Source organism: Shewanella oneidensis MR-1, assembly GCF_000146165.2.
GTDB classification, from domain to species: domain Bacteria; phylum Pseudomonadota; class Gammaproteobacteria; order Enterobacterales; family Shewanellaceae; genus Shewanella; species Shewanella oneidensis.
This window is the reverse complement of the sequence record NC_004347.2, coordinates 1-18,861: the sequence shown is the minus strand read 5'-3', so window position 1 is coordinate 18,861 and position 18,861 is coordinate 1. Positions and strand designations below refer to the sequence as shown.

The following is an 18,861-nucleotide window of genomic DNA, read 5'->3' as shown; positions in this document are numbered from 1 at the left end:
GAGTAACTTATTTACCGCCACAGCAAGCATCATAAGCAACGCAATCAACAAGGTGATCATTCACCATACCCACTGCCTGCATAAAGGCATAACAAATCGTCGGGCCAACAAAGTTAAAGCCAAGTTTTTTTAACGCCTTTGACATGGCCTCTGATTCCGGCGTTTGCGCAGGGATCTGTGACATAGACGTAAATTGATTCACTCGCGGTTTACCGCCAACAAAACTCCACAGAAACGCAGAAAAATCCTCACCATCGGCCGTATATGCTAAATACCCTTTTGCATTACGAATAATTGAATGGATCTTGAGTCGATTGCGCACAATACCAGGATTGGCCATCAACTCCTCAACTTTAGCATCATCGAAAGTAGCAATCACTGCAGGCTCAAAATCGGCAAAAGCTTGCTCATAATTTTGTTGTTTCTTTAAGATCGTAATCCAAGATAACCCCGCTTGCTGGCCATCTAAGCAGAGCTTGGCAAATAACTCCTTGGGATCATAAACTGGGCGCCCCCATACATTATCGTGATAATCGCGATACAAGGGATCATCACTAACCCAATTACAGCGGATTTCTTCCATGGTCATCTACCTTAACGTTTTAACGAAGAAGGTAAAAAATAACCTACATAAGCAGAGATCTACAAGGTATAATCGAAACCATTTTCTATTCAAGCTGACGGCAGTAGACAAGTAGACATGACGACGAAACACGACGTAAAAACATTTCAGGGTTTCATTCTAACCCTACAGGAATATTGGGCGCAGCAAGGCTGTGCAATCGTTCAACCTTTAGATATGGAAGTCGGTGCGGGCACATTCCACCCACAAACCTTCCTACGCTCTTTAGGGCCTGAACCAATGAGCAGTGCCTATGTGCAGCCTTCGCGCCGCCCGACCGACGGCCGTTACGGTGAAAACCCAAACCGTCTGCAGCACTACTACCAATTCCAAGTCGTGTTAAAACCGTCACCGGATAATATCCAAGAACTCTATTTAGGTTCTCTGCAAGCACTGGGTATTGATACCCAAATCCATGATATCCGCTTTGTGGAAGACAACTGGGAATCACCAACGCTAGGCGCTTGGGGTTTAGGTTGGGAAGTCTGGCTAAACGGCATGGAAGTAACTCAGTTTACCTACTTCCAGCAGGTCGGCGGCTTAGAGTGTAGCCCTGTCACAGGTGAAATCACCTACGGTTTAGAGCGTCTCGCCATGTATATCCAAGGTGTGGATAGCGTGTACGACCTCGTGTGGACCGATGGCCCAATGGGCCGCATCACCTATGGCGATGTGTTCCACCAAAACGAAGTTGAGCAATCGACCTATAACTTTGAGCACGCCGATGTCGACTTTATGTTTGCTCTGTTCGATCAATGCGAAAAAATGTGTCAGCACTTATTGTCGCTTGAAAAACCATTACCTCTACCCGCCTATGAGCAAGTCATGAAAGCCTCACACGCCTTCAACCTGCTCGATGCTCGCCACGCCATTTCAGTGACAGAACGTCAGCGTTATATCCTGCGCGTTCGTACAATGGCTAAAGCCGTTGCAGAATCCTATTATCAGGCACGCGAAGCGCTTGGCTTCCCAATGTGTAAGTAGAGGTAACACATGAATTTTGAAAACTTACTCATCGAGTTAGGCACTGAAGAGCTGCCGCCAAAGGCGCTACGTAAACTGGCTGAGTCTTTCTTAGCGAACTTTACTGAAGAATTAACCAAAGCCGATTTAGCTTTTAAATCCGCGGTTTGGTATGCAGCGCCCCGTCGTCTGGCGCTTAATATTACTGAACTCGCTATTGCCCAAGCAGATAAAATCGTTGAAAAACGCGGCCCGGCGGTCAGCTCAGCCTTTGATGCCGGAGGTAAACCTACAAAAGCTGCCGAAGGTTGGGCACGTGGCAACGGTATTACTGTCGATCAGGCAGAACGTTTAGTGACCGACAAAGGTGAATGGCTGGTTTATAACGCTAAAGTTGAAGGCGTTGAAACTAAGAGCTTAGTCGCTGCTATGGCACAACGTGCGCTGGATAAGTTACCTATTCCAAAGCCAATGCGCTGGGGAAGTAGTAAAACGCAATTTATCCGCCCAGTTCACACCGCCACTATGTTATTAGGCAGCGAATTAATCGAAGGCGAATTGCTCGGGATTAAATCAGCTCGCAATATCCGTGGTCACCGCTTTATGGGTACCGGTTTTGAGCTTGACCATGCGGACAACTACCTGACACTGCTAAAAGAAAAAGGTAAAGTCATTGCCGATTATGAAAGCCGCAAAGCATTAATCAAAGCCGATGCCGAAAAAGCGGCCGCCAAGATTGGTGGCACCGCCGATATCGAAGATGCTCTACTGGAAGAAGTGACCTCTTTGGTTGAATGGCCAGTAGTATTAACTGCAAGCTTTGAAGAAAAATTCTTAAGCGTACCTTCTGAAGCCTTGGTTTACACCATGAAGGGCGATCAAAAGTACTTCCCGGTATTCGATGATGCGGGCAAGTTACTGCCAAACTTCATCTTTGTCGCGAATATCGAATCAAAAGATCCCGCGCAAATTATCTCTGGTAACGAGAAAGTGGTTCGTCCACGCTTGGCTGATGCTGAGTTCTTCTTTAATACCGATAAGAAGCACACGCTAGAATCACGCTTACCAAGCCTTGAGACCGTCTTGTTCCAGCAACAGCTCGGCACCTTAAAAGACAAAGTGACTCGTATCTCTGCCCTAGCCGCCTTTATTGCCGAGCAAACAGGTGCAAATGCCGTTGATGCAGCTCGTGCAGGTTTATTGTCTAAAACAGACTTAATGACCAATATGGTGATGGAGTTTACCGATACGCAAGGCACTATGGGCATGCATTACGCCCGCCTAGACGGTGAAACTGAAGCCGTAGCGTTAGCCATGGAGGAACAATATAAGCCAAAGTTTTCTGGCGATACGGTTCCAACAGCTGCCGTTTCTTGCGCCGTGGCATTAGCGGATAAGCTTGATACCTTAGTCGGTATCTTCGGTATTGGTCAGGCACCTAAGGGCGCTGCCGACCCATTCGCACTACGTCGCGCCGCTATCGGTGTACTGCGTATTATCGTTGAGAATAAACTGCCACTGGACTTAGTAACGCTAATAGCTAAGGCTCAGGAACTGCATGGTGCTAACTTAAGTAACGCAAACGCAAGCGAAGAAGTACTCGAGTTCCTCATGGCTCGTTTCCGTGCTTGGTACCAAGATAAAGGTATCAACGTTGACGTGATCCTTGCCGTATTAGCCCGCCGTCCAACTCGCCCAGCCGACTTTGATAGCCGCATTAACGCAGTATCACACTTCAGAGGTTTAGAAGCCTCTAGCGCTCTGGCAGCAGCGAATAAGCGAGTGTCTAATATTCTGGCAAAGGTTGAAGGTGAATTACCTTCTAGTGTGAATGTCGCGTTATTAAGTGAAGCTGCCGAGCAAGCATTAGCAGCTAAGCTTGCCGAGCTGCAGCCTCAGCTTGCACCTTTATTTGCTAACGCAGATTACCAACAAGCCTTAACCTTACTGGCGAGTTTACGTGAAAGCGTCGATCAGTTCTTTGAGGATGTAATGGTGATGGCGGATGATGCAGCGCTGCGTAACAACCGTTTGGCCCTGCTCAACAACCTACGTGAGCAGTTCCTGCATGTGGCGGATATTTCTCTGCTTCAGTAAGTGATTTAAGTAAAAATCACTGTTAAGAAAAACGCGCTTTTAAGCGCGTTTTTTATGGCTGAAAATCATTAAAACTGTTGGAGTTTTTCGTGCAACTCATCAAACTGAGCTTGCTCGAGTCCAACCAAGGCTAACAAGTTGCTCAGCATATCGGCAGGTAATTTACTCGCTTGCTGCAGCATAGAGATTTCACTGATCACATTCGCGCGCCATACTACTGCTGCAATTCCCTCATTTGGCCGCGTATGCACATGGGCTAATTTATCCAGCTCAGTTTCAAAAGTGCTGGGTAATTGCCAATGTTTTGCTAACAACGCACTTAGGGTGAGTGATTTAGCTGTCATGACTTGCCTAAATAACCAAGAGTTTGGCTGCTCGCCGGGCTCTGCTTGCACAAAAGCATCGAGCAACATTTTAAAGATGGCCAACTTACCCACATCATGCAGTAATCCGAGCAAGAATGCCGTGTCCCTATCTTCTTCGCTAAGTTCACTCGCTAAAAAGGCCACTTGCATCGAGTGACGCCAAATCTCAGCGCCAAAACGGCGGAAATAAATGGGTTTAATATCCAGCATTTCACGCACCAAACTACTGGTAACAAAGCGCCGTAATTGCTCCCGACCAAGCTGAACTAAGGCCTGCTGAAGACTGGTCACTTCCCGCTCCCCACGCTTAAACGCGGGAGAATTGCACAGCTTGAGCACTTCAACACTGAGCAAAGGATCTTGTTCAATTAAAGCCAACAAATCCTTGGTATCAAACTGTGGATCCGCTAACTTTCGATCTAATTCCAATACCTTAGAAGGTAGTTTAAGTACTTTTTCGGCAATCAATTGGGGGGATGCTAAGGCCTGTTCAATTTCCGCCATAACACGGCGTTCAAGGTTATTAGCAACACCACCAGAATCTTTTGTTCTAGCAGGAAATAACAGGCTATAAAACAATGCCTCTAAGTCAACACTCACCGAAGAATCACATCGCTCATCAGCAGGCTTTTGTGGCACTACCGTATTTATAGGTTTGCTGAGATCGGTCTGACTGAAGCTTTTCGGGCGCTCAAGTGTTGCCTCTTCACGGATATTAAAAATTTTGTTGAATATGGACTTAATCAAAATATTCCAACCTATAAAAGCAGTGTTTACTGAGCCGACATTACATTATCCGTCCATTGTAATTGATATGCTAGAGCAGCCACTATCAGTATTATGTGCAGCTTGAGTATATGTTCCGAAACTTAAGACTAGGTTACCCAATCGAATTGTTTCACGTGAAACCTTATTCCAATTTAGCTCGATTGCCTGAGCAATTTGAATGACTGAATATGAGCATGCGGGGAAAAACAAACATCATGTATAGTGATTAGCACGACTCAAAATTGGAAGGTGCTTATGAAACTCTACATCGGCAATAAAAACTACTCTAGCTGGTCGCTCCGAGCTTGGTTAATGGTTAAAAAATCAGGTATTAAGTTCGATGAAATCCTTTTACAACTCGATACCGATAGCTTCTACCAGCAACTACAATCCATTTCACCAACACTAAAAGTACCAACACTGGTCGATGGTGACATTACCGTTTGGGATTCACTGTCGATTTGTGAATATATCAATGATTCTTATCTTTCAGGCACTGCATGGCCACAAGATCCAAAACAAAAAGCCAAGGCTCGCTCCCTCGCCTGTGAAATGCATTCAGGCTTTAATGCCCTTAGAAATGCCCTACCTATGAATATCCGCGCCCGTCGATATGTTGAGCTTAGCCCCGCTGTTCAGCAAGATATTGCTCGCGTAGATAGCATTTGGTCGCAGCAAATGGCCGAATTTGCCCCATGCCAAACTCAGGGCACTTGGTTATTTGGCCAGTGGTCAATCGCCGATATGATGTTTGCGCCAGTGGTGATGCGCTTCTTTACCTACGAGATTGAAGTCTCGCAAGCGAGCCGAGCTTATATGGAATACATAATGAGCCAGCCACAAATGCAGGCTTGGATAACCGCCGCAAAAGCGGAGACTGAAATTGTCGAAGCCGATGAGGCGGGTGTCGATAGGTAGTTTTCAAGCAAACAAAAAGGGAAAGCTAAGCTTTCCCTTTGTTATCAATCTCTTTTATCTATCGATAACGATATTAAACGTCTAAGTTAGCCACGTTCAGCGCGTTAGCTTCAATAAACTCACGACGGGGTTCTACTTGATCGCCCATCAAGCAAGTAAACAATTGGTCTGCGCCGACGGCGTCATCAATGGTCACTTGCAGCATACGCCGTGATTCAGGATCCATTGTGGTTTCCCACAATTGCTCAGGGTTCATCTCACCCAATCCCTTATAACGCTGAATATAAAGGCCGCGTTTCGCTTCAGAAATGGTCCAATCTAACGCTTCAATGAAGCTGCCGACTTCTTTCACTCGATCGCCACGCTGCACATAACCACCGACTTCAATCAAGCCTTCAAGGGCTGCACCTAACTTAGCAATACGTTGATAATCCATTGATTGGAAGAAGTCATAGCTAAATAAGTAATGCGTGTCGATACCGTGTTTACGGATGGTGATCTTTGGCAGATACACTTTACGCTCAGGGTCCAACACTGGCTCACCAGAATACAGTACGCCGCTGTTTTCTAATTCCACCAGCTCGTGGATAAAGGCGTCGATCCATTCTTTCATCTTAGCTTCATCGGCCAACATATCATTGCTGATCATTGGGTGGTAAAGCATCCGATTAGTGATATGCGTTGGATAACGTTGCTCTAGGCGCGCAACGATAGCTTCTACTTCGCGGTATTGCGTCACTAAACGCTCTAATGGCTCACCCGACATACCAGGCGCGCCTTGAGATGGATAAATGCTGGTTCCATCTAACGCTTGAGTTGTCAGATACTGAGTCAGTGCTGACTCATCTTTAAGATACTGTTCTTGCTTACCTTTTTTAACTTTAAATAAAGGTGGCTGAGCAATATACACATAACCACGCTCGATAAGCTCAGGCATTTGACGGAAGAAGAAAGTCAACAGCAAGGTACGAATATGTGAGCCGTCGACGTCGGCATCCGTCATGATGATGATGTTGTGATAACGGGTCTTATCAGGATTGTATTCATCACGACCAATACCACAGCCGAGTGCGGTGATCAGCGTAGCCACTTCCTGAGAAGACAGCATTTTATCAAAACGCGCTTTCTCAACGTTTAAGATTTTACCTTTAAGTGGCAGAATCGCTTGGTTCTTACGGTTACGTCCCTGCTTAGCGCTACCGCCAGCAGAGTCCCCTTCCACTATGTAAATTTCTGAAAGACCAGGGTCTTTTTCTTGGCAATCGGCCAGCTTTCCTGGCAAACCACCTAAATCGAGTGCGCCTTTACGACGGGTCATTTCACGGGCTTTACGCGCCGCTTCACGGGCACGGGCAGCATCGACAATCTTACCAACGATTAACTTAGCATCGGCAGGGTTTTCCAATAGGTAGTCGTTTAGTTTCTCACCCATGGTCTGCTCAACCGCAGCTTTCACTTCGCTAGACACCAGCTTATCTTTGGTTTGCGAGCTGAACTTAGGATCAGGCACTTTAACTGAAATGACCGCAGTTAAGCCTTCGCGGGCATCATCGCCAGTCGCGTTGGTTTTGCCTTTCTTGTTATAACCTTCGTTTTCCATGTAGTTGTTGAGGTTACGTGTCAACGCACTACGGAAACCCGCTAAGTGAGTACCACCATCACGCTGTGGAATGTTGTTGGTAAAACAGAAAATATTTTCTTGGTAGCCGTCGTTCCACTGCATCGCCACTTCAACGGTGATACCGTCGTCACGCTCTTGCATAAAATGGAATACATCTTTGTTTACTGGGGTTTTGTTGCGGTTCAGATAATCGACGAACGCGCTGATACCACCTTCGTATTTGAAGAATTCATTTTTATTATCACGCTCGTCAACTAAGCGAATACCCACGCCAGAGTTGAGGAACGACAGTTCACGCACGCGTTTAGCCAGAATTTCAAAGTGAAACTCAACATTACTGAAAGTTTGTTCACTTGGCCAAAAACGAATTTCGGTTCCAGTTTTAGTTGCATCACCAATCTCTTTGATTGGCGCATCAGGAACGCCATGGGTGTAAAACTGCTCGTGGACTTTGCCATCACGGCGAATGGTTAATTGCAGTTTTTTAGAAAGTGCGTTTACCACCGACACCCCCACGCCGTGCAGACCACCTGACACTTTATAGGAGTTATCGTCGAACTTACCGCCAGCGTGCAGTACCGTCATGATAACTTCTGCTGCAGATACGCCTTCTTCTTCATGGATAGAGACCGGAATACCACGGCCATCATCCTTAACAGAAACCGAACCATCCACATGGATAGTAATTGTGATATCAGTACAATGGCCCGCTAAGGCTTCATCGATAGAGTTATCGACTACTTCGAACACCATATGATGTAGACCCGTACCGTCGTCGGTGTCACCAATATACATCCCAGGTCTCTTACGTACTGCATCAAGGCCCTTAAGGACCTTAATACTCGAAGAATCGTAACTATTCTCTGACATATTATTCTCTCAATGGTTATTCAATTACCGTTACACGTCCGTGTTCCACATGGAACATCCTACTGGGAGGCGTGTGTAACGAATCGACTATTGCTGCTGGCTCAATGGCGGTCACAAACACTTGTGCACCCGTGTCCACTAGCTGCTTAAGCAATAGCTGCCTATGCTGTGCATCCAACTCGGATGGAAGATCATCCACAAGATAAATACTGTGTTTATCTATTTGTTGTTTGAGCAACTTTCCCTGTGCAATACGCAGTGCACAGACTAACAATTTCAATTGACCACGGGACAGGGCATCCTGCGCCGGCAAAGTGCCTACACGAAGTCTTAAGTCAGCTTTATGGGGACCGCTGACGGTATGACCTGTGGCCAAATCTCTGGGATATTGGGATTCGAGAAGTTGTGCAAAATCCGTTTTGCTATCCCAGCCGCGGGTAAATGAAACCTTAACATCCACCTGCGGTAAAAACTCCCCGATTATACCCTTAAGTAGCTCATTTAACGAGTCTACATAACGGTTTCGTATTTCAGTCACCTGCTCGGTATAACGGATAAACTCCCGATCCCAATATTGGATTTGATCATAGGGAGAACCATTCCTAAGCATTTGATTTCTTTGTTTAAGAACACGTCTTACATTCATCCATGCCGCATAAAACTGCGGATCGGTATGAAAGGCCCCCCAATCGATAAACTGTCTGCGGGATTTTGGGCCTTCGAACAGTAACGAAAAGCTTTCCGGCGTAATGACTTGTATGGGTAAGGTTTCAGCTAAAGTCGATAGCCGTTTGACCTTTTCACCATCAATTTTGACTTCGGTTTCGCCACTGCGAAAACGCCGCAGGCCTATTTTACTGTCGCCTCGGGGCAGATTTAAGGTTGCAAACAGCGTTAATTTGTCTTGGTCGTTATTGATCACTCGCTGGGATAAGTGACTGCGAAACGAACGCCCCATGCCAAGAAAATAAATGGCTTCAAGTATGCTGGTTTTGCCACTGCCATTTTGACCATAAATCAGGTTGATCCCTTCGCTTGGGCTCAACTGCGCCAACTGGATATTGCGAAAAGAATCAATGTTAAGACGGATAAGGCTCATGCGTTACTCATCAAACCGCATCAACGGCTTAGGCCAACACTCAGGACGATCATCATACCGCAATTCATTTCTATCCGAGTAAAATAAGAGGACATATGACACAGTTTGAAGACATATACGCCGCTAAAAAGCGGCGTATGGTACTGCTTAGAAATGGGATGACTATAAACGCATTGGCATAACCACATACATGGAATCTTCTTCCAAGTGGTTTTCCAGCAAGGCGCTCGAGTTACCATCGATTAGAGTGATACGCACATCATCGGACTTAAGGTTGTTCAATACATCCAATAAGTAGCTGACGTTGAAACCAATTTCGAGTGGCAGATTGTTGTAATCCACATCGATGATTTCTTCCGCTTCTTCCTGCTCAGGGTTATTGGCGGTGATTTTGAGTAATCCCGCTTCTAACTGAATGCGTACACCGCGAAACTTCTCATTGGATAAAATAGAAGCGCGCGTTAAAGCTTGTTTGAAGTGGTTACGGCTAGCAATAACGATTTTATCACCGCCTTTCGGTAATACGCGGCGATAATCAGGGAAGCGGCCATCGACTAATTTACTGGTAAAGACTGTGGTGCTGGTGGTCGCGCGAATCGCATTGTCACCAATGGAAATAGCGATATCTAAATCATCAGTTTCCAACAAACGCGCCATTTCCATCACACCTTTACGAGGTACAATCACTTGCTTCTCAGGTAATTGTGCTTCGATAACTCGATGACTTAAGGCCAAACGGTGACCGTCGGTTGCAATAGCGCGTAGCATATTACCTTCGGTTTCAATCAATAATCCATTAAGGTAGTAACGTACGTCTTGGTTAGCCATCGAAAACTGGGTCGCATCAATCAGCGACTTGAGCACACCTTGCTTAAGGGTAAATTCGATTTCGGCTTGGAAGGCTTCTACATTCGGATACTCTTCCGCGGGCAGTGTTGCCAGCGAAAAACGACTACGGCCAGAGCGCAACAACCATTTGTTATCTTGTTGCTCGACCTTTAACTCGCTTTGCTCGGGTAAGGATTTTACGATGTCTAACAGCTTCTTTGCAGGAACTGTTGTGCGACCTTCTTCAATATCACCATGAATAACCGCCTGACCTACTAACTCAACTTCGAGGTCTGTACCTGTTAATTTGAGTGAGTGACCACTAACTTCTACAAGGAGATTTGCCAAAATAGGCAAGTTATGGCGTCTTTCTACCGCACCACAAACCAATTGAAGCGGCTTTAATAGGGCGTCCCTATCAATTGAAAATTTCATAGTGTCCAAATTCCTTGATTTTAAGAAGATAAGGTTCTAATCAAGTTAGCATAATCTTCTTTAATGTCGTGACTCTCTTCCCGTAGCTGAGCAATCTTACGACAGGCATGTAACACTGTGGTGTGATCTCTACCACCAAAGGCATCACCAATTTCCGGCAAGCTCTGGTTAGTTAATTCTTTAGATAACGCCATCGCCACTTGTCTTGGGCGCGCAACACTGCGCGAACGACGCTTAGACAACATATCAGCCATCTTGATTTTGTAGTATTCAGCTACGGTTTTCTGAATGTTATCTATAGTGACTAATTTTTCCTGCAGTGCCAAGAGGTCACGCAGGGCTTCGCGCACAAAATCAATCGTAATTGGGCGGCCGGTAAAGTTTGCGTTAGCAATCACCCGGTTTAAGGCCCCTTCTAATTCACGGACGTTAGAACGTAAACGTTTAGCAATAAAGAAGGCCACTTCATCGGGTAAATTAATACCGCTCTCTTGGGCTTTACGCATCAAAATCGCGACACGGGTTTCGAGCTCTGGCGGCTCAATCGCTACCGTTAAGCCCCAACCAAAGCGGGATTTTAATCTGTCTTCAACACCGTCGATTTCTTTTGGATAACGATCCGACGTTAGGATGATTTGATGATTACCTTCAAGCAGCGCATTAAAGGTATGGAAAAATTCTTCCTGCGATCGGTCTTTGTTAGCAAAGAATTGAATATCATCGATAAACAACGCATCAACACTACGATAGTAACGTTTAAATTCTTCGATCGCATTGTTTTGCAGCGCTTTAACCATATCCTGCACAAAACGCTCGGAATGCATATAAACCACTTTTGCATTGGGGTTGTTTTTAATGATCCCATTACCAACCGCGTGCAACAGGTGTGTTTTACCGAGACCGGTTCCACCATATAAGAATAACGGGTTATAGGCGCCACCCGGATTTTCAGCGACTTGCAATGCAGCGGCTTTACCCAGTTGGTTTGACTTACCCTCAACAAAATTATCGAATTGATAAGTTGGATTGATATTGCTGCGATGATTGGTATTAGCAACAGGCTCTGTAGTATTAAATGCCGTACCTACAGAGGCTTTGGTTTGGGGACTGGGCACACGCACAGCCGCAACGGGCGCTGGCTCAGGCTTTTTAGCTGATGGACGACTACCGATATCGAAGCGTAACTTAGGCGCATCATTACCCATTTGCTCAGTAAAAAACTGATTAATGATATTGATGTATTTATCCCTAACCCAATCGAGCACGAAGCGGTTAGGCGCATATAGCACCAAAGTATCTCCATCCATTTCAGCTTGTAACGGTCTGATCCACATACTGAACTGCTGAGCAGAAAGCTCATCTTGCAGTCGTCCGATACATTGTTGCCAAAGTGAAACCGCCACTAAGTTATCCCCAAAAGATCATCAAAAGAGGTGTATTCTATAGCGAGATCTCAAGGATCGCTATCCTTAAAAAATAATTATCCCCAACAAGATCATTCTATGTAGACATCCTCGATCATCAAAGATCATCAAAGATCAAATTCGATCCTTTTATTCAACAAATAGGGAAAATCCCGCTTTATTAAGCGATCCAGATTGATCTATAATGGCGCCCCTTTGATCTGTTAATAGATCCCCTTCACTACTATATGTAGTGTCCATACACAGAGTTATCCACATCTTGTGGTGTATACGGGGAATTGATCTAAGGATACGCTGGCAGAAATAACCCACTTGCTGACTTTCGTTGTTGACGGGGACAAGTAAAGTGATTACAATTCGGCCTCTTTTTTACCCTTACCTCTAGCAGTAGAGATAAGGATATGTTCACTAATAACAAAGACGGATTGCCATCATGAGTAAACGTACTTTTCAACCTAGCAACCTGAAGCGCAAGCGTTCTCACGGCTTCCGCGCTCGTATGGCTACTGCAGGCGGCCGTAAGGTGCTTGCACGTCGTCGTGCGAAAGGTCGCGCTCGTTTATCTGCTTAATTAAGTGGATAACTAGTTGACTAGCTATACCTTTACGCGGGAGTTACGATTGCTAACTCCCGCGCAATTTAAATCTGTATTCTCCAATCCCATCAAAGCATCTTCTGCTGAAATAACCTTGCTTGCCATTCCTAATTCGGAGCAACATCCGCGTCTGGGACTGACTGTTGCTAAACGCTATGTAAAACGCGCCAATCAGCGTAATCGCATTAAGCGAGTGATCAGAGATAGTTTTCGCCTCAATCAACACAACATCCCTCACCTTGATATTGTTGTGCTGGTTAGAAATGGGGTGATGGAAATGGAAAATGCTGAGCTCAACAAGTTGATAGAAAAGCTATGGCGCAAACTCAGTCGCCGCTACAATGGCTAGCAACCACGTTAATTCGTGGCTATCAAATCTTCATCAGCCCAATCTTGGGACCTCGGTGCCGTTTCAATCCCACTTGCTCTCATTACGCCATTGAGGCAATAAAAGTGCACGGAACCGCGAAAGGTTGTTGGTTTGCATTGAAACGCATATTAAAATGTCACCCTTTGCATCCCGGCGGTAGTGATCCCGTCCCCCCTAAAAATGACAGGTGTAATAAATAGGCTATGGAATCTCAACGCAATATATTGCTAATAGGACTACTGTTTGTCAGCTTTTTGCTGTGGCAACAGTGGCAAGCAGACAAAGCTCCAAAACCCGTTGCAACCGAATCGTCTGTAGTGGCGAATGCAACCACTAACCACAGTGCTGATGTTCCAGAAGCGGATACAGGCGTGCCAGCAGCAGTCGCGGCTACGCAAAATCTAATCACGGTTAAAACCGATCAGCTAGATGTACAAATCAACCCTGTGGGTGGTGACATTGTTTATGCTGCACTGGTTTCACACAAGTTGGAACAGGGTAAAGACCAGCCATTTGTTTTGCTTGAGCAAACCAAAGATTTCACCTATATCGCGCAGAGCGGCCTAATTGGTCGTGATGGTATAGATAGCAGTGCTAAGGGTCGCGCCATATTTGCCGCAAGCAAAACCGAATTTACCCTAGCCGATGGCCAAGACAGTTTAGAAGTACCACTGACCTATGTAGCTGAGAATGGTGTGACTTACACGAAAGTGTTTGTATTCCATCGCGGCAAGTTTAATGTCAATATCGATTACAAAATCAACAACACTTCAGCGGCACCATTACAAGTTCAGATGTACGGTCAGATTAAACAGACCATCAAGCCATCTGAAAGCAGCATGATGATGCCAACTTACCGTGGCGCCGCATTCTCTACTGCCAGCGTGCGTTACGAAAAGTACAACTTCGAAGATATGGGCAAAAATAACCTCAATCAACCGACTATCGGTGGTTGGGCTGCGATGTTGCAACATTACTTCGTATCAGCTTGGATCCCACCAGCAACAGATAGCAACACCATTTTCTCAAGTGTGAGCGCTGGCGGTTTAGCCAATATTGGTTTCCGTGGTGCGGTATACGATGTTGCACCTGGTGCAACTCAAGAAATTAGCTCTCAATTCTATGTCGGCCCTAAGGATCAAAAAGCGCTGTCAGCGTTATCTGATACCTTAAACCTAGTAGTCGATTACGGTTTCCTCTGGTGGTTAGCAGTACCAATCCACTGGTTATTGATGTTCTATCAATCATTTGTAGGTAACTGGGGTGTGGCAATTATCCTGATCACCTTAACCGTTCGTGGTTTACTGTTCCCGCTCACCAAAGCGCAGTACACCTCAATGGCGAAGATGCGTAACCTACAGCCAAAACTGCAGGATTTGAAAGAACGCTTCGGTGATGACCGTCAAAAGATGGGTCAAGCCATGATGGAACTGTACAAGAAGGAAAAAGTTAACCCTATGGGTGGCTGTTTACCTATCCTGTTACAGATGCCAATCTTCATCGCTTTATACTGGGTATTGTTAGAAAGCTTCGAGCTGCGTCATGCGCCATTTATGTTATGGATCCACGACTTATCGGTCCAAGATCCTTACTACATTCTGCCACTGCTGATGGGTGTTTCTATGTTCATCATGCAGAAGATGCAACCAATCGCACCAACGATGGACCCAATGCAAGTGAAGATGATGCAGTGGATGCCAGTGATCTTTACCGTATTCTTCCTGTGGTTCCCATCAGGTCTGGTGCTTTACTGGTTAGTGGGTAACATTGTAGCCATCATCCAGCAGAAGATTATTTATGCAGGTCTAGAGAAAAAAGGCTTAAACTAAGCCCAAGCGCTAGATAAGAGCTAATGGCTCTGTGCATATTCAAAAAGGCGGCTTCATTGGCCGCCTTTTCCTTTAGATGATTTGATAGATATTTAATGGGTATTTCCGTGACAACTGACACTATCGTGGCACAGGCCACCGCGCCCGGACGAGGCGGAGTGGGTATCATACGTATCTCAGGTGATAAGGCGACGAACGTTGCCATGGCCGTATTAGGTCATTTGCCTAAACCCCGTTATGCCGATTATTGCTACTTTAAAAGTGCCTCTGGCCAAGTCATAGACCAAGGCATAGCCTTGTTCTTTAAAGGCCCAAACTCCTTCACCGGTGAAGATGTTTTAGAGCTACAGGGCCACGGCGGTCAAATCGTTCTCGACATGTTGATCAAACGCGTGCTCGAAGTTGAAGGCATTCGCATCGCCAAACCCGGCGAGTTTAGTGAACAAGCCTTTATGAACGACAAGCTCGACTTAACCCAAGCCGAAGCCATTGCCGACCTTATTGATGCTACCAGTGAACAAGCGGCTAAAAGCGCGCTGCAATCGCTCCAAGGTGAGTTTTCAAAGGAAGTGCATGAGCTGGTGGACCAAGTCACCCATCTGCGTTTATACGTCGAAGCCGCCATTGATTTCCCCGATGAAGAAGTCGACTTTTTAAGTGATGGCAAAATAGCCAATGCGCTGTATAAAATCATCGACAAACTCATTGCTGTTCAGGCCAGTGCCAAGCAAGGTTCTATCATTCGTGAAGGGATGAAAGTGGTGATTGCTGGTCGTCCAAATGCCGGAAAATCGAGCCTACTCAACGCCCTTGCAGGTAAAGAGTCGGCCATTGTGACCGAAATTGCCGGTACCACACGCGATGTGTTGCGCGAACATATCCATTTAGATGGTATGCCGCTGCATATTATCGACACCGCAGGTTTACGCGATACAACCGATACCGTTGAACAAATTGGTATCGAGCGCGCATGGAATGAAATCAACAGCGCCGATCGGGTGTTATTTATGGTCGATGGCACAACAACCACGGCTGTCGATCCCCACGATATTTGGCCCGATTTTATCAATCGCCTCCCCACCAATTTAGGGGTAACTGTGATCCGTAATAAAGCGGATCTCACCGGTGAAAACCTCGAAATGACCGAAGAAAAAGGCTATAGCGTCTATCGGATCTCGGCCAAAACAGGCCTCGGTGTTGACGAGTTAAAACAGCACCTTAAATCGCTAATGGGTTATCAAAGCAACCTCGAAGGTGGCTTTATCGCCCGTCGCCGTCACCTTGAGGCCTTAGAAATAGCCGCAAGCCATCTGCAACTCGGTAAAGAACAATTAGAAGTTTACCTCGCGGGCGAACTATTAGCGGAAGAACTGAGAATGGCGCAATTAGCCCTATCGGAAATTACCGGACGTTTTACCTCAGACGATCTACTCGGCAAAATTTTTAGCTCATTCTGTATCGGTAAGTAAACGAACTGATAAGTATCAGACTAAAAAAGCCCATTTTCATGGGCTTTTTTGTTTTTAGATTAACGCGACCAGTTGAGTTATCACTTATGTCGCTTGCCGATAATGATCCTGCATTTGATATGAACGGGCATACAGTGCAAAGACAATTGCCGCTAGAATGGCAAAACCGGCAAAGAAAAACATTTGGAATGCCGTCACGCTCATCCCCGTTTGCACTATTTGTTCGGTCACAGTAGGACTTTTAACACTCACATTCGCAAGCAATACCCAAAGGTTACCGACCGTGACTGAGAGAGTCCAGAAACTCATAATAGTCCCTTTCATCGCTTTAGGCGCTTGGCTGTAAGCAAACTCAAGTCCTGTTGCCGAAACCAGTACTTCACCAAATGTAAGTAAAGCGTAAGGTAAAATCTGCCAGAAGATAGAAAGTGCAGAACCACCATCCATCATCAATTGAATAGTCCCCACCACAATCCAGCTTAAGCCTGTAATCGCTATCCCAGCCCCCATTTTACGCAGCGCAGTTAATTTGACGCCCATACGCTCAATCGCGGGATATAACACAAAGTTATTAAAGGGGATCAACAACATTACTAACAGCGGGTTTAATGCCTGCATCATCGCTGGTTCAAACCACTGGGGTTTAACCATATCATTGGCCTGCAAAATCCAAGTCGAAGCCTTTTGATCGAATAGAGACCAAAATGGGGTCACCAAAGCAAATAAAACCAAAATTCGAAGAACTGAACGTACACCATCTACCGCAGCATCTGGATGACTTTTTCTAGCGCGTTCAAGTTGTAATGAGGCGCCCGCTCCAACAAACCCCATCACTAGCACCATGGCACAACAAAGGCCTGCGACAATGCCAAGGGTTGGAATATTAACCAGCGCATAGGCCGCAGAAACGCCACCGATGAGTGCAAGCACTAAACCGATATTTCCCTTACCTTCCACCTTAGTAAGCAATGCACTGCGGATCACCGGTAAAAAACCATGGGGATCTTTTGGTTCTGGCGGCATATGTATGTAACGCTTACGACCTAACCAGAAAAATACCGTCGCGACAAACATCAGCACACCGGGGATCCCAAAAGCTACGGCAGCACCAAAGTTCTTAAGTAACAGTGGCATAGATAATGATGCGAAGAAGGAACCAAAGTTGATCGTAAAATAGAACATATCAAAGGCCTTTTGAGCCAAGGACTTATTGCTCTGATCAAATTGATCGCCCATAAAGGATGAGACTAAAGGTTTTATCCCACCAGAACCCAAAGCAATTAAAAATAACCCAGTATAAAAACCTTGCACACTGTGCTCAAAAATAGCCAAGAAAGCATGGCCAACACAATAAATCAAACTTAACCATAAGATAGTATTGTATTTACCAAAAAAACGATCAGCTATCCAACCGCCCAGTAATGGGAAAAAGTACACACCTATGACAAAGGAGTGAAACACATCCTTTGCCACTGCTCCGCGGAGCTCCTCAGGGATAGACAGCAAAAGTGCCGTCATTAAGAAAGGTGTTAGAATATTGCGCATGCCGTAAAAGCTGAAACGCTCACAAGCTTCACTGGCAATAATATAGGGGATTTGACGTGGCCATTTTGGCGCATCAACAGGTGTAGTCATCTGTTATCCTATTATAATTGTTATAAAAAACTTACGGTTATAGGTATAAAACCAAGATTGCAGCCAAAGATACTAACAGACTGCGAATCAATATTGGCTAAATTTATACAACAAAACACGGTAAATAGATGTAAGCCCCAAAAATGATAGAAAATTAACGACCACAGAGAGCAGTAACAATGACCAAGATTGCGATATTAGTCGGTACCACCCTCGGCAGCAGCGAATATATAGCAGATGAAATGCAAGCGCAGCTAACCCCGTTAGGGCATGAGGTACATACTTTCCTGCATCCAACGCTAGATGAGCTAAAACCCTATCCCCTCTGGATCCTTGTTTCATCCACCCACGGCGCAGGTGATCTTCCCGATAATTTACAGCCATTTTGTAAAGAACTTCTACTCAACACGCCAGATCTTACCCAAGTAAAATTCGCATTATGTGCCATTGGTGATTCAAGTTATGACACCTTTTGCCAAGGCCCAGAGAAGCTAATAGAAGCACTTGAATATAGCGGTGCAAAAGCCGTTGTGGATAAGATCCAGATCGATGTACAACAAGATCCTGTGCCAGAAGACCCTGCTTTAGCGTGGTTGGCACAATGGCAAGATCAAATTTAAGATCTTCTTTTGGAAAATACCTTAAACAACCCACAGTTTAGATCCAAATTATCCACAAAAAACTAATTTTATGTATATTTTTGTGGATAAACTATTATTTAGATCTGATCAACCTCTGTGCTATTCACATCATGATCCGCTCAAAGATCCACCCTGTGGATAAAAGGCGGATCTATCCCCACCTTTTATGGTAATAGATCTCGCGTAGATCACAGGATTGATTACACGTTACCTAATGATCTAAAAGGGAAAATAGGCTTACCCACAGCAAAGTGCGATCCTAATAGTAAAAATAATAAGAAGATCTATATAAAGATCTTAAGATCTATTAGT

16 protein-coding genes are annotated in these 18,861 nt (G+C 45.3%); 9 read left to right on the top strand and 7 right to left on the bottom strand.

Annotated elements, in window-relative coordinates; all coding sequences use genetic code 11:
• Positions 1-7: 7 nt before the first annotated feature.
• Positions 8-583 carry a DNA-3-methyladenine glycosylase I gene (locus tag SO_RS00080; protein ID WP_011070432.1) on the bottom strand — a complete coding sequence of 192 codons (576 nt, stop codon included), beginning with the start codon at positions 581-583 and terminating at the stop codon, positions 8-10.
• 117 nt (positions 584-700) lie between these two features.
• Between SO_RS00080 and glyQ the strand changes: the two genes are divergently transcribed.
• Together glyQ and glyS are read left to right on the top strand one after the other, a co-directional pair.
• Positions 701-1,606: a glycine--tRNA ligase subunit alpha gene (gene glyQ / locus SO_RS00075; protein ID WP_011070431.1), complete on the top strand. Its 906-nt coding sequence runs from the start codon at positions 701-703 to the stop codon at positions 1,604-1,606.
• Between the two features lie 9 nt (positions 1,607-1,615).
• Positions 1,616-3,682: a glycine--tRNA ligase subunit beta gene (gene glyS / locus SO_RS00070; RefSeq protein ID WP_011070430.1), complete on the top strand. Its 2,067-nt coding sequence runs from the start codon at positions 1,616-1,618 to the stop codon at positions 3,680-3,682.
• Positions 3,683-3,750: 68 nt separating this feature from the next.
• Here the strand turns inward: glyS and SO_RS00065 are convergent, their stop codons facing one another.
• Positions 3,751-4,794, bottom strand: coding sequence for an HDOD domain-containing protein (locus tag SO_RS00065; RefSeq protein WP_011070429.1), 1,044 nt, complete (start codon positions 4,792-4,794; stop codon positions 3,751-3,753).
• A gap of 276 nt (positions 4,795-5,070) precedes the next feature.
• Here SO_RS00065 and SO_RS00060 point away from each other — a divergent pair, with 276 nt between their 5' ends.
• A complete protein-coding gene (locus tag SO_RS00060) occupies positions 5,071-5,733 on the top strand; it encodes a glutathione S-transferase family protein (RefSeq protein WP_011070428.1) in 663 nt (220 codons plus the stop codon).
• Positions 5,734-5,806: 73 nt separating this feature from the next.
• On the opposite strand, the gene gyrB is transcribed toward SO_RS00060, so the two are convergent.
• From gyrB to dnaA, 4 genes are all read right to left on the bottom strand, one after another.
• Positions 5,807-8,224, bottom strand: a complete 2,418-nt coding sequence (gene gyrB / locus SO_RS00055) for a DNA topoisomerase (ATP-hydrolyzing) subunit B (RefSeq protein WP_011070427.1) — start codon at positions 8,222-8,224, stop codon at positions 5,807-5,809.
• Between the two features lie 16 nt (positions 8,225-8,240).
• Complete coding sequence (recF, locus tag SO_RS00050) at positions 8,241-9,323, bottom strand: DNA replication/repair protein RecF (protein ID WP_011070426.1); 1,083 nt, start codon at positions 9,321-9,323, stop codon at positions 8,241-8,243.
• A gap of 162 nt (positions 9,324-9,485) precedes the next feature.
• Complete coding sequence (gene dnaN / locus SO_RS00045; RefSeq protein ID WP_011070425.1) at positions 9,486-10,586, bottom strand: DNA polymerase III subunit beta; 1,101 nt, start codon at positions 10,584-10,586, stop codon at positions 9,486-9,488.
• Between the two features lie 20 nt (positions 10,587-10,606).
• The gene (gene dnaA, locus SO_RS00040) at positions 10,607-11,989 is read right to left on the bottom strand and encodes a chromosomal replication initiator protein DnaA (RefSeq protein WP_011070424.1); all 1,383 of its coding nucleotides are present in this window, start codon (positions 11,987-11,989) and stop codon (positions 10,607-10,609) included.
• Between the two features lie 454 nt (positions 11,990-12,443).
• Between dnaA and rpmH the strand changes: the two genes are divergently transcribed.
• From rpmH to mnmE, 5 genes are all read left to right on the top strand, one after another.
• Positions 12,444-12,581 (top strand): 50S ribosomal protein L34, encoded by a 138-nt coding sequence (gene rpmH, locus SO_RS00035; RefSeq protein ID WP_011070423.1) that lies wholly within the window; start codon positions 12,444-12,446, stop codon positions 12,579-12,581.
• 16 nt (positions 12,582-12,597) lie between these two features.
• The gene (rnpA, locus tag SO_RS00030) at positions 12,598-12,954 is read left to right on the top strand and encodes a ribonuclease P protein component (protein WP_011070422.1); all 357 of its coding nucleotides are present in this window, start codon (positions 12,598-12,600) and stop codon (positions 12,952-12,954) included.
• A complete protein-coding gene (gene yidD / locus SO_RS00025) occupies positions 12,921-13,175 on the top strand; it encodes a membrane protein insertion efficiency factor YidD (RefSeq protein WP_011070421.1) in 255 nt (84 codons plus the stop codon). Before rnpA ends, yidD begins: the two co-directional genes overlap by 34 nt.
• 3 nt (positions 13,176-13,178) lie before the next feature.
• A complete protein-coding gene (gene yidC, locus SO_RS00020; RefSeq protein WP_011070420.1) occupies positions 13,179-14,804 on the top strand; it encodes a membrane protein insertase YidC in 1,626 nt (541 codons plus the stop codon).
• A gap of 107 nt (positions 14,805-14,911) precedes the next feature.
• Complete coding sequence (mnmE, locus tag SO_RS00015; protein ID WP_011070419.1) at positions 14,912-16,273, top strand: tRNA uridine-5-carboxymethylaminomethyl(34) synthesis GTPase MnmE; 1,362 nt, start codon at positions 14,912-14,914, stop codon at positions 16,271-16,273.
• An 84-nt stretch (positions 16,274-16,357) separates the two neighbouring features.
• Here mnmE and SO_RS00010 read toward each other — a convergent pair whose 3' ends face one another.
• Entirely contained in the window at positions 16,358-17,908 is a 1,551-nt protein-coding gene (locus SO_RS00010; RefSeq protein WP_011070418.1) for a POT family MFS transporter, read from the bottom strand.
• A gap of 179 nt (positions 17,909-18,087) precedes the next feature.
• On the opposite strand from SO_RS00010, the gene mioC reads away from it, so the two are divergent.
• Positions 18,088-18,528, top strand: coding sequence for an FMN-binding protein MioC (gene mioC / locus SO_RS00005; RefSeq protein WP_011070417.1), 441 nt, complete (start codon positions 18,088-18,090; stop codon positions 18,526-18,528).
• Positions 18,529-18,861: the final 333 nt, after the last annotated feature.

Excerpts from the sequence above, each read along its gene's own strand:
- glyS (WP_011070430.1), top strand. The coding sequence starts at position 1,616 with ATGAATTTTGAAAACTTACTCATCGAGTTAGGCACTGAAGAGCTGCCG.
- rpmH (WP_011070423.1), top strand. The coding sequence starts at position 12,444 with ATGAGTAAACGTACTTTTCAACCTAGCAACCTGAAGCGCAAGCGTTCT.
- mioC (WP_011070417.1), top strand. The coding sequence starts at position 18,088 with ATGACCAAGATTGCGATATTAGTCGGTACCACCCTCGGCAGCAGCGAA.
- yidD (WP_011070421.1), top strand. The coding sequence starts at position 12,921 with ATGGCGCAAACTCAGTCGCCGCTACAATGGCTAGCAACCACGTTAATT.
- SO_RS00010 (WP_011070418.1), bottom strand. The coding sequence starts at position 17,908 with ATGACTACACCTGTTGATGCGCCAAAATGGCCACGTCAAATCCCCTAT.
- glyQ (WP_011070431.1), top strand. The coding sequence starts at position 701 with ATGACGACGAAACACGACGTAAAAACATTTCAGGGTTTCATTCTAACC.
- SO_RS00060 (WP_011070428.1), top strand. The coding sequence starts at position 5,071 with ATGAAACTCTACATCGGCAATAAAAACTACTCTAGCTGGTCGCTCCGA.
- gyrB (WP_011070427.1), bottom strand. The coding sequence starts at position 8,224 with ATGTCAGAGAATAGTTACGATTCTTCGAGTATTAAGGTCCTTAAGGGC.
- yidC (WP_011070420.1), top strand. The coding sequence starts at position 13,179 with ATGGAATCTCAACGCAATATATTGCTAATAGGACTACTGTTTGTCAGC.
- SO_RS00080 (WP_011070432.1), bottom strand. The coding sequence starts at position 583 with ATGGAAGAAATCCGCTGTAATTGGGTTAGTGATGATCCCTTGTATCGC.
- dnaN (WP_011070425.1), bottom strand. The coding sequence starts at position 10,586 with ATGAAATTTTCAATTGATAGGGACGCCCTATTAAAGCCGCTTCAATTG.
- recF (WP_011070426.1), bottom strand. The coding sequence starts at position 9,323 with ATGAGCCTTATCCGTCTTAACATTGATTCTTTTCGCAATATCCAGTTG.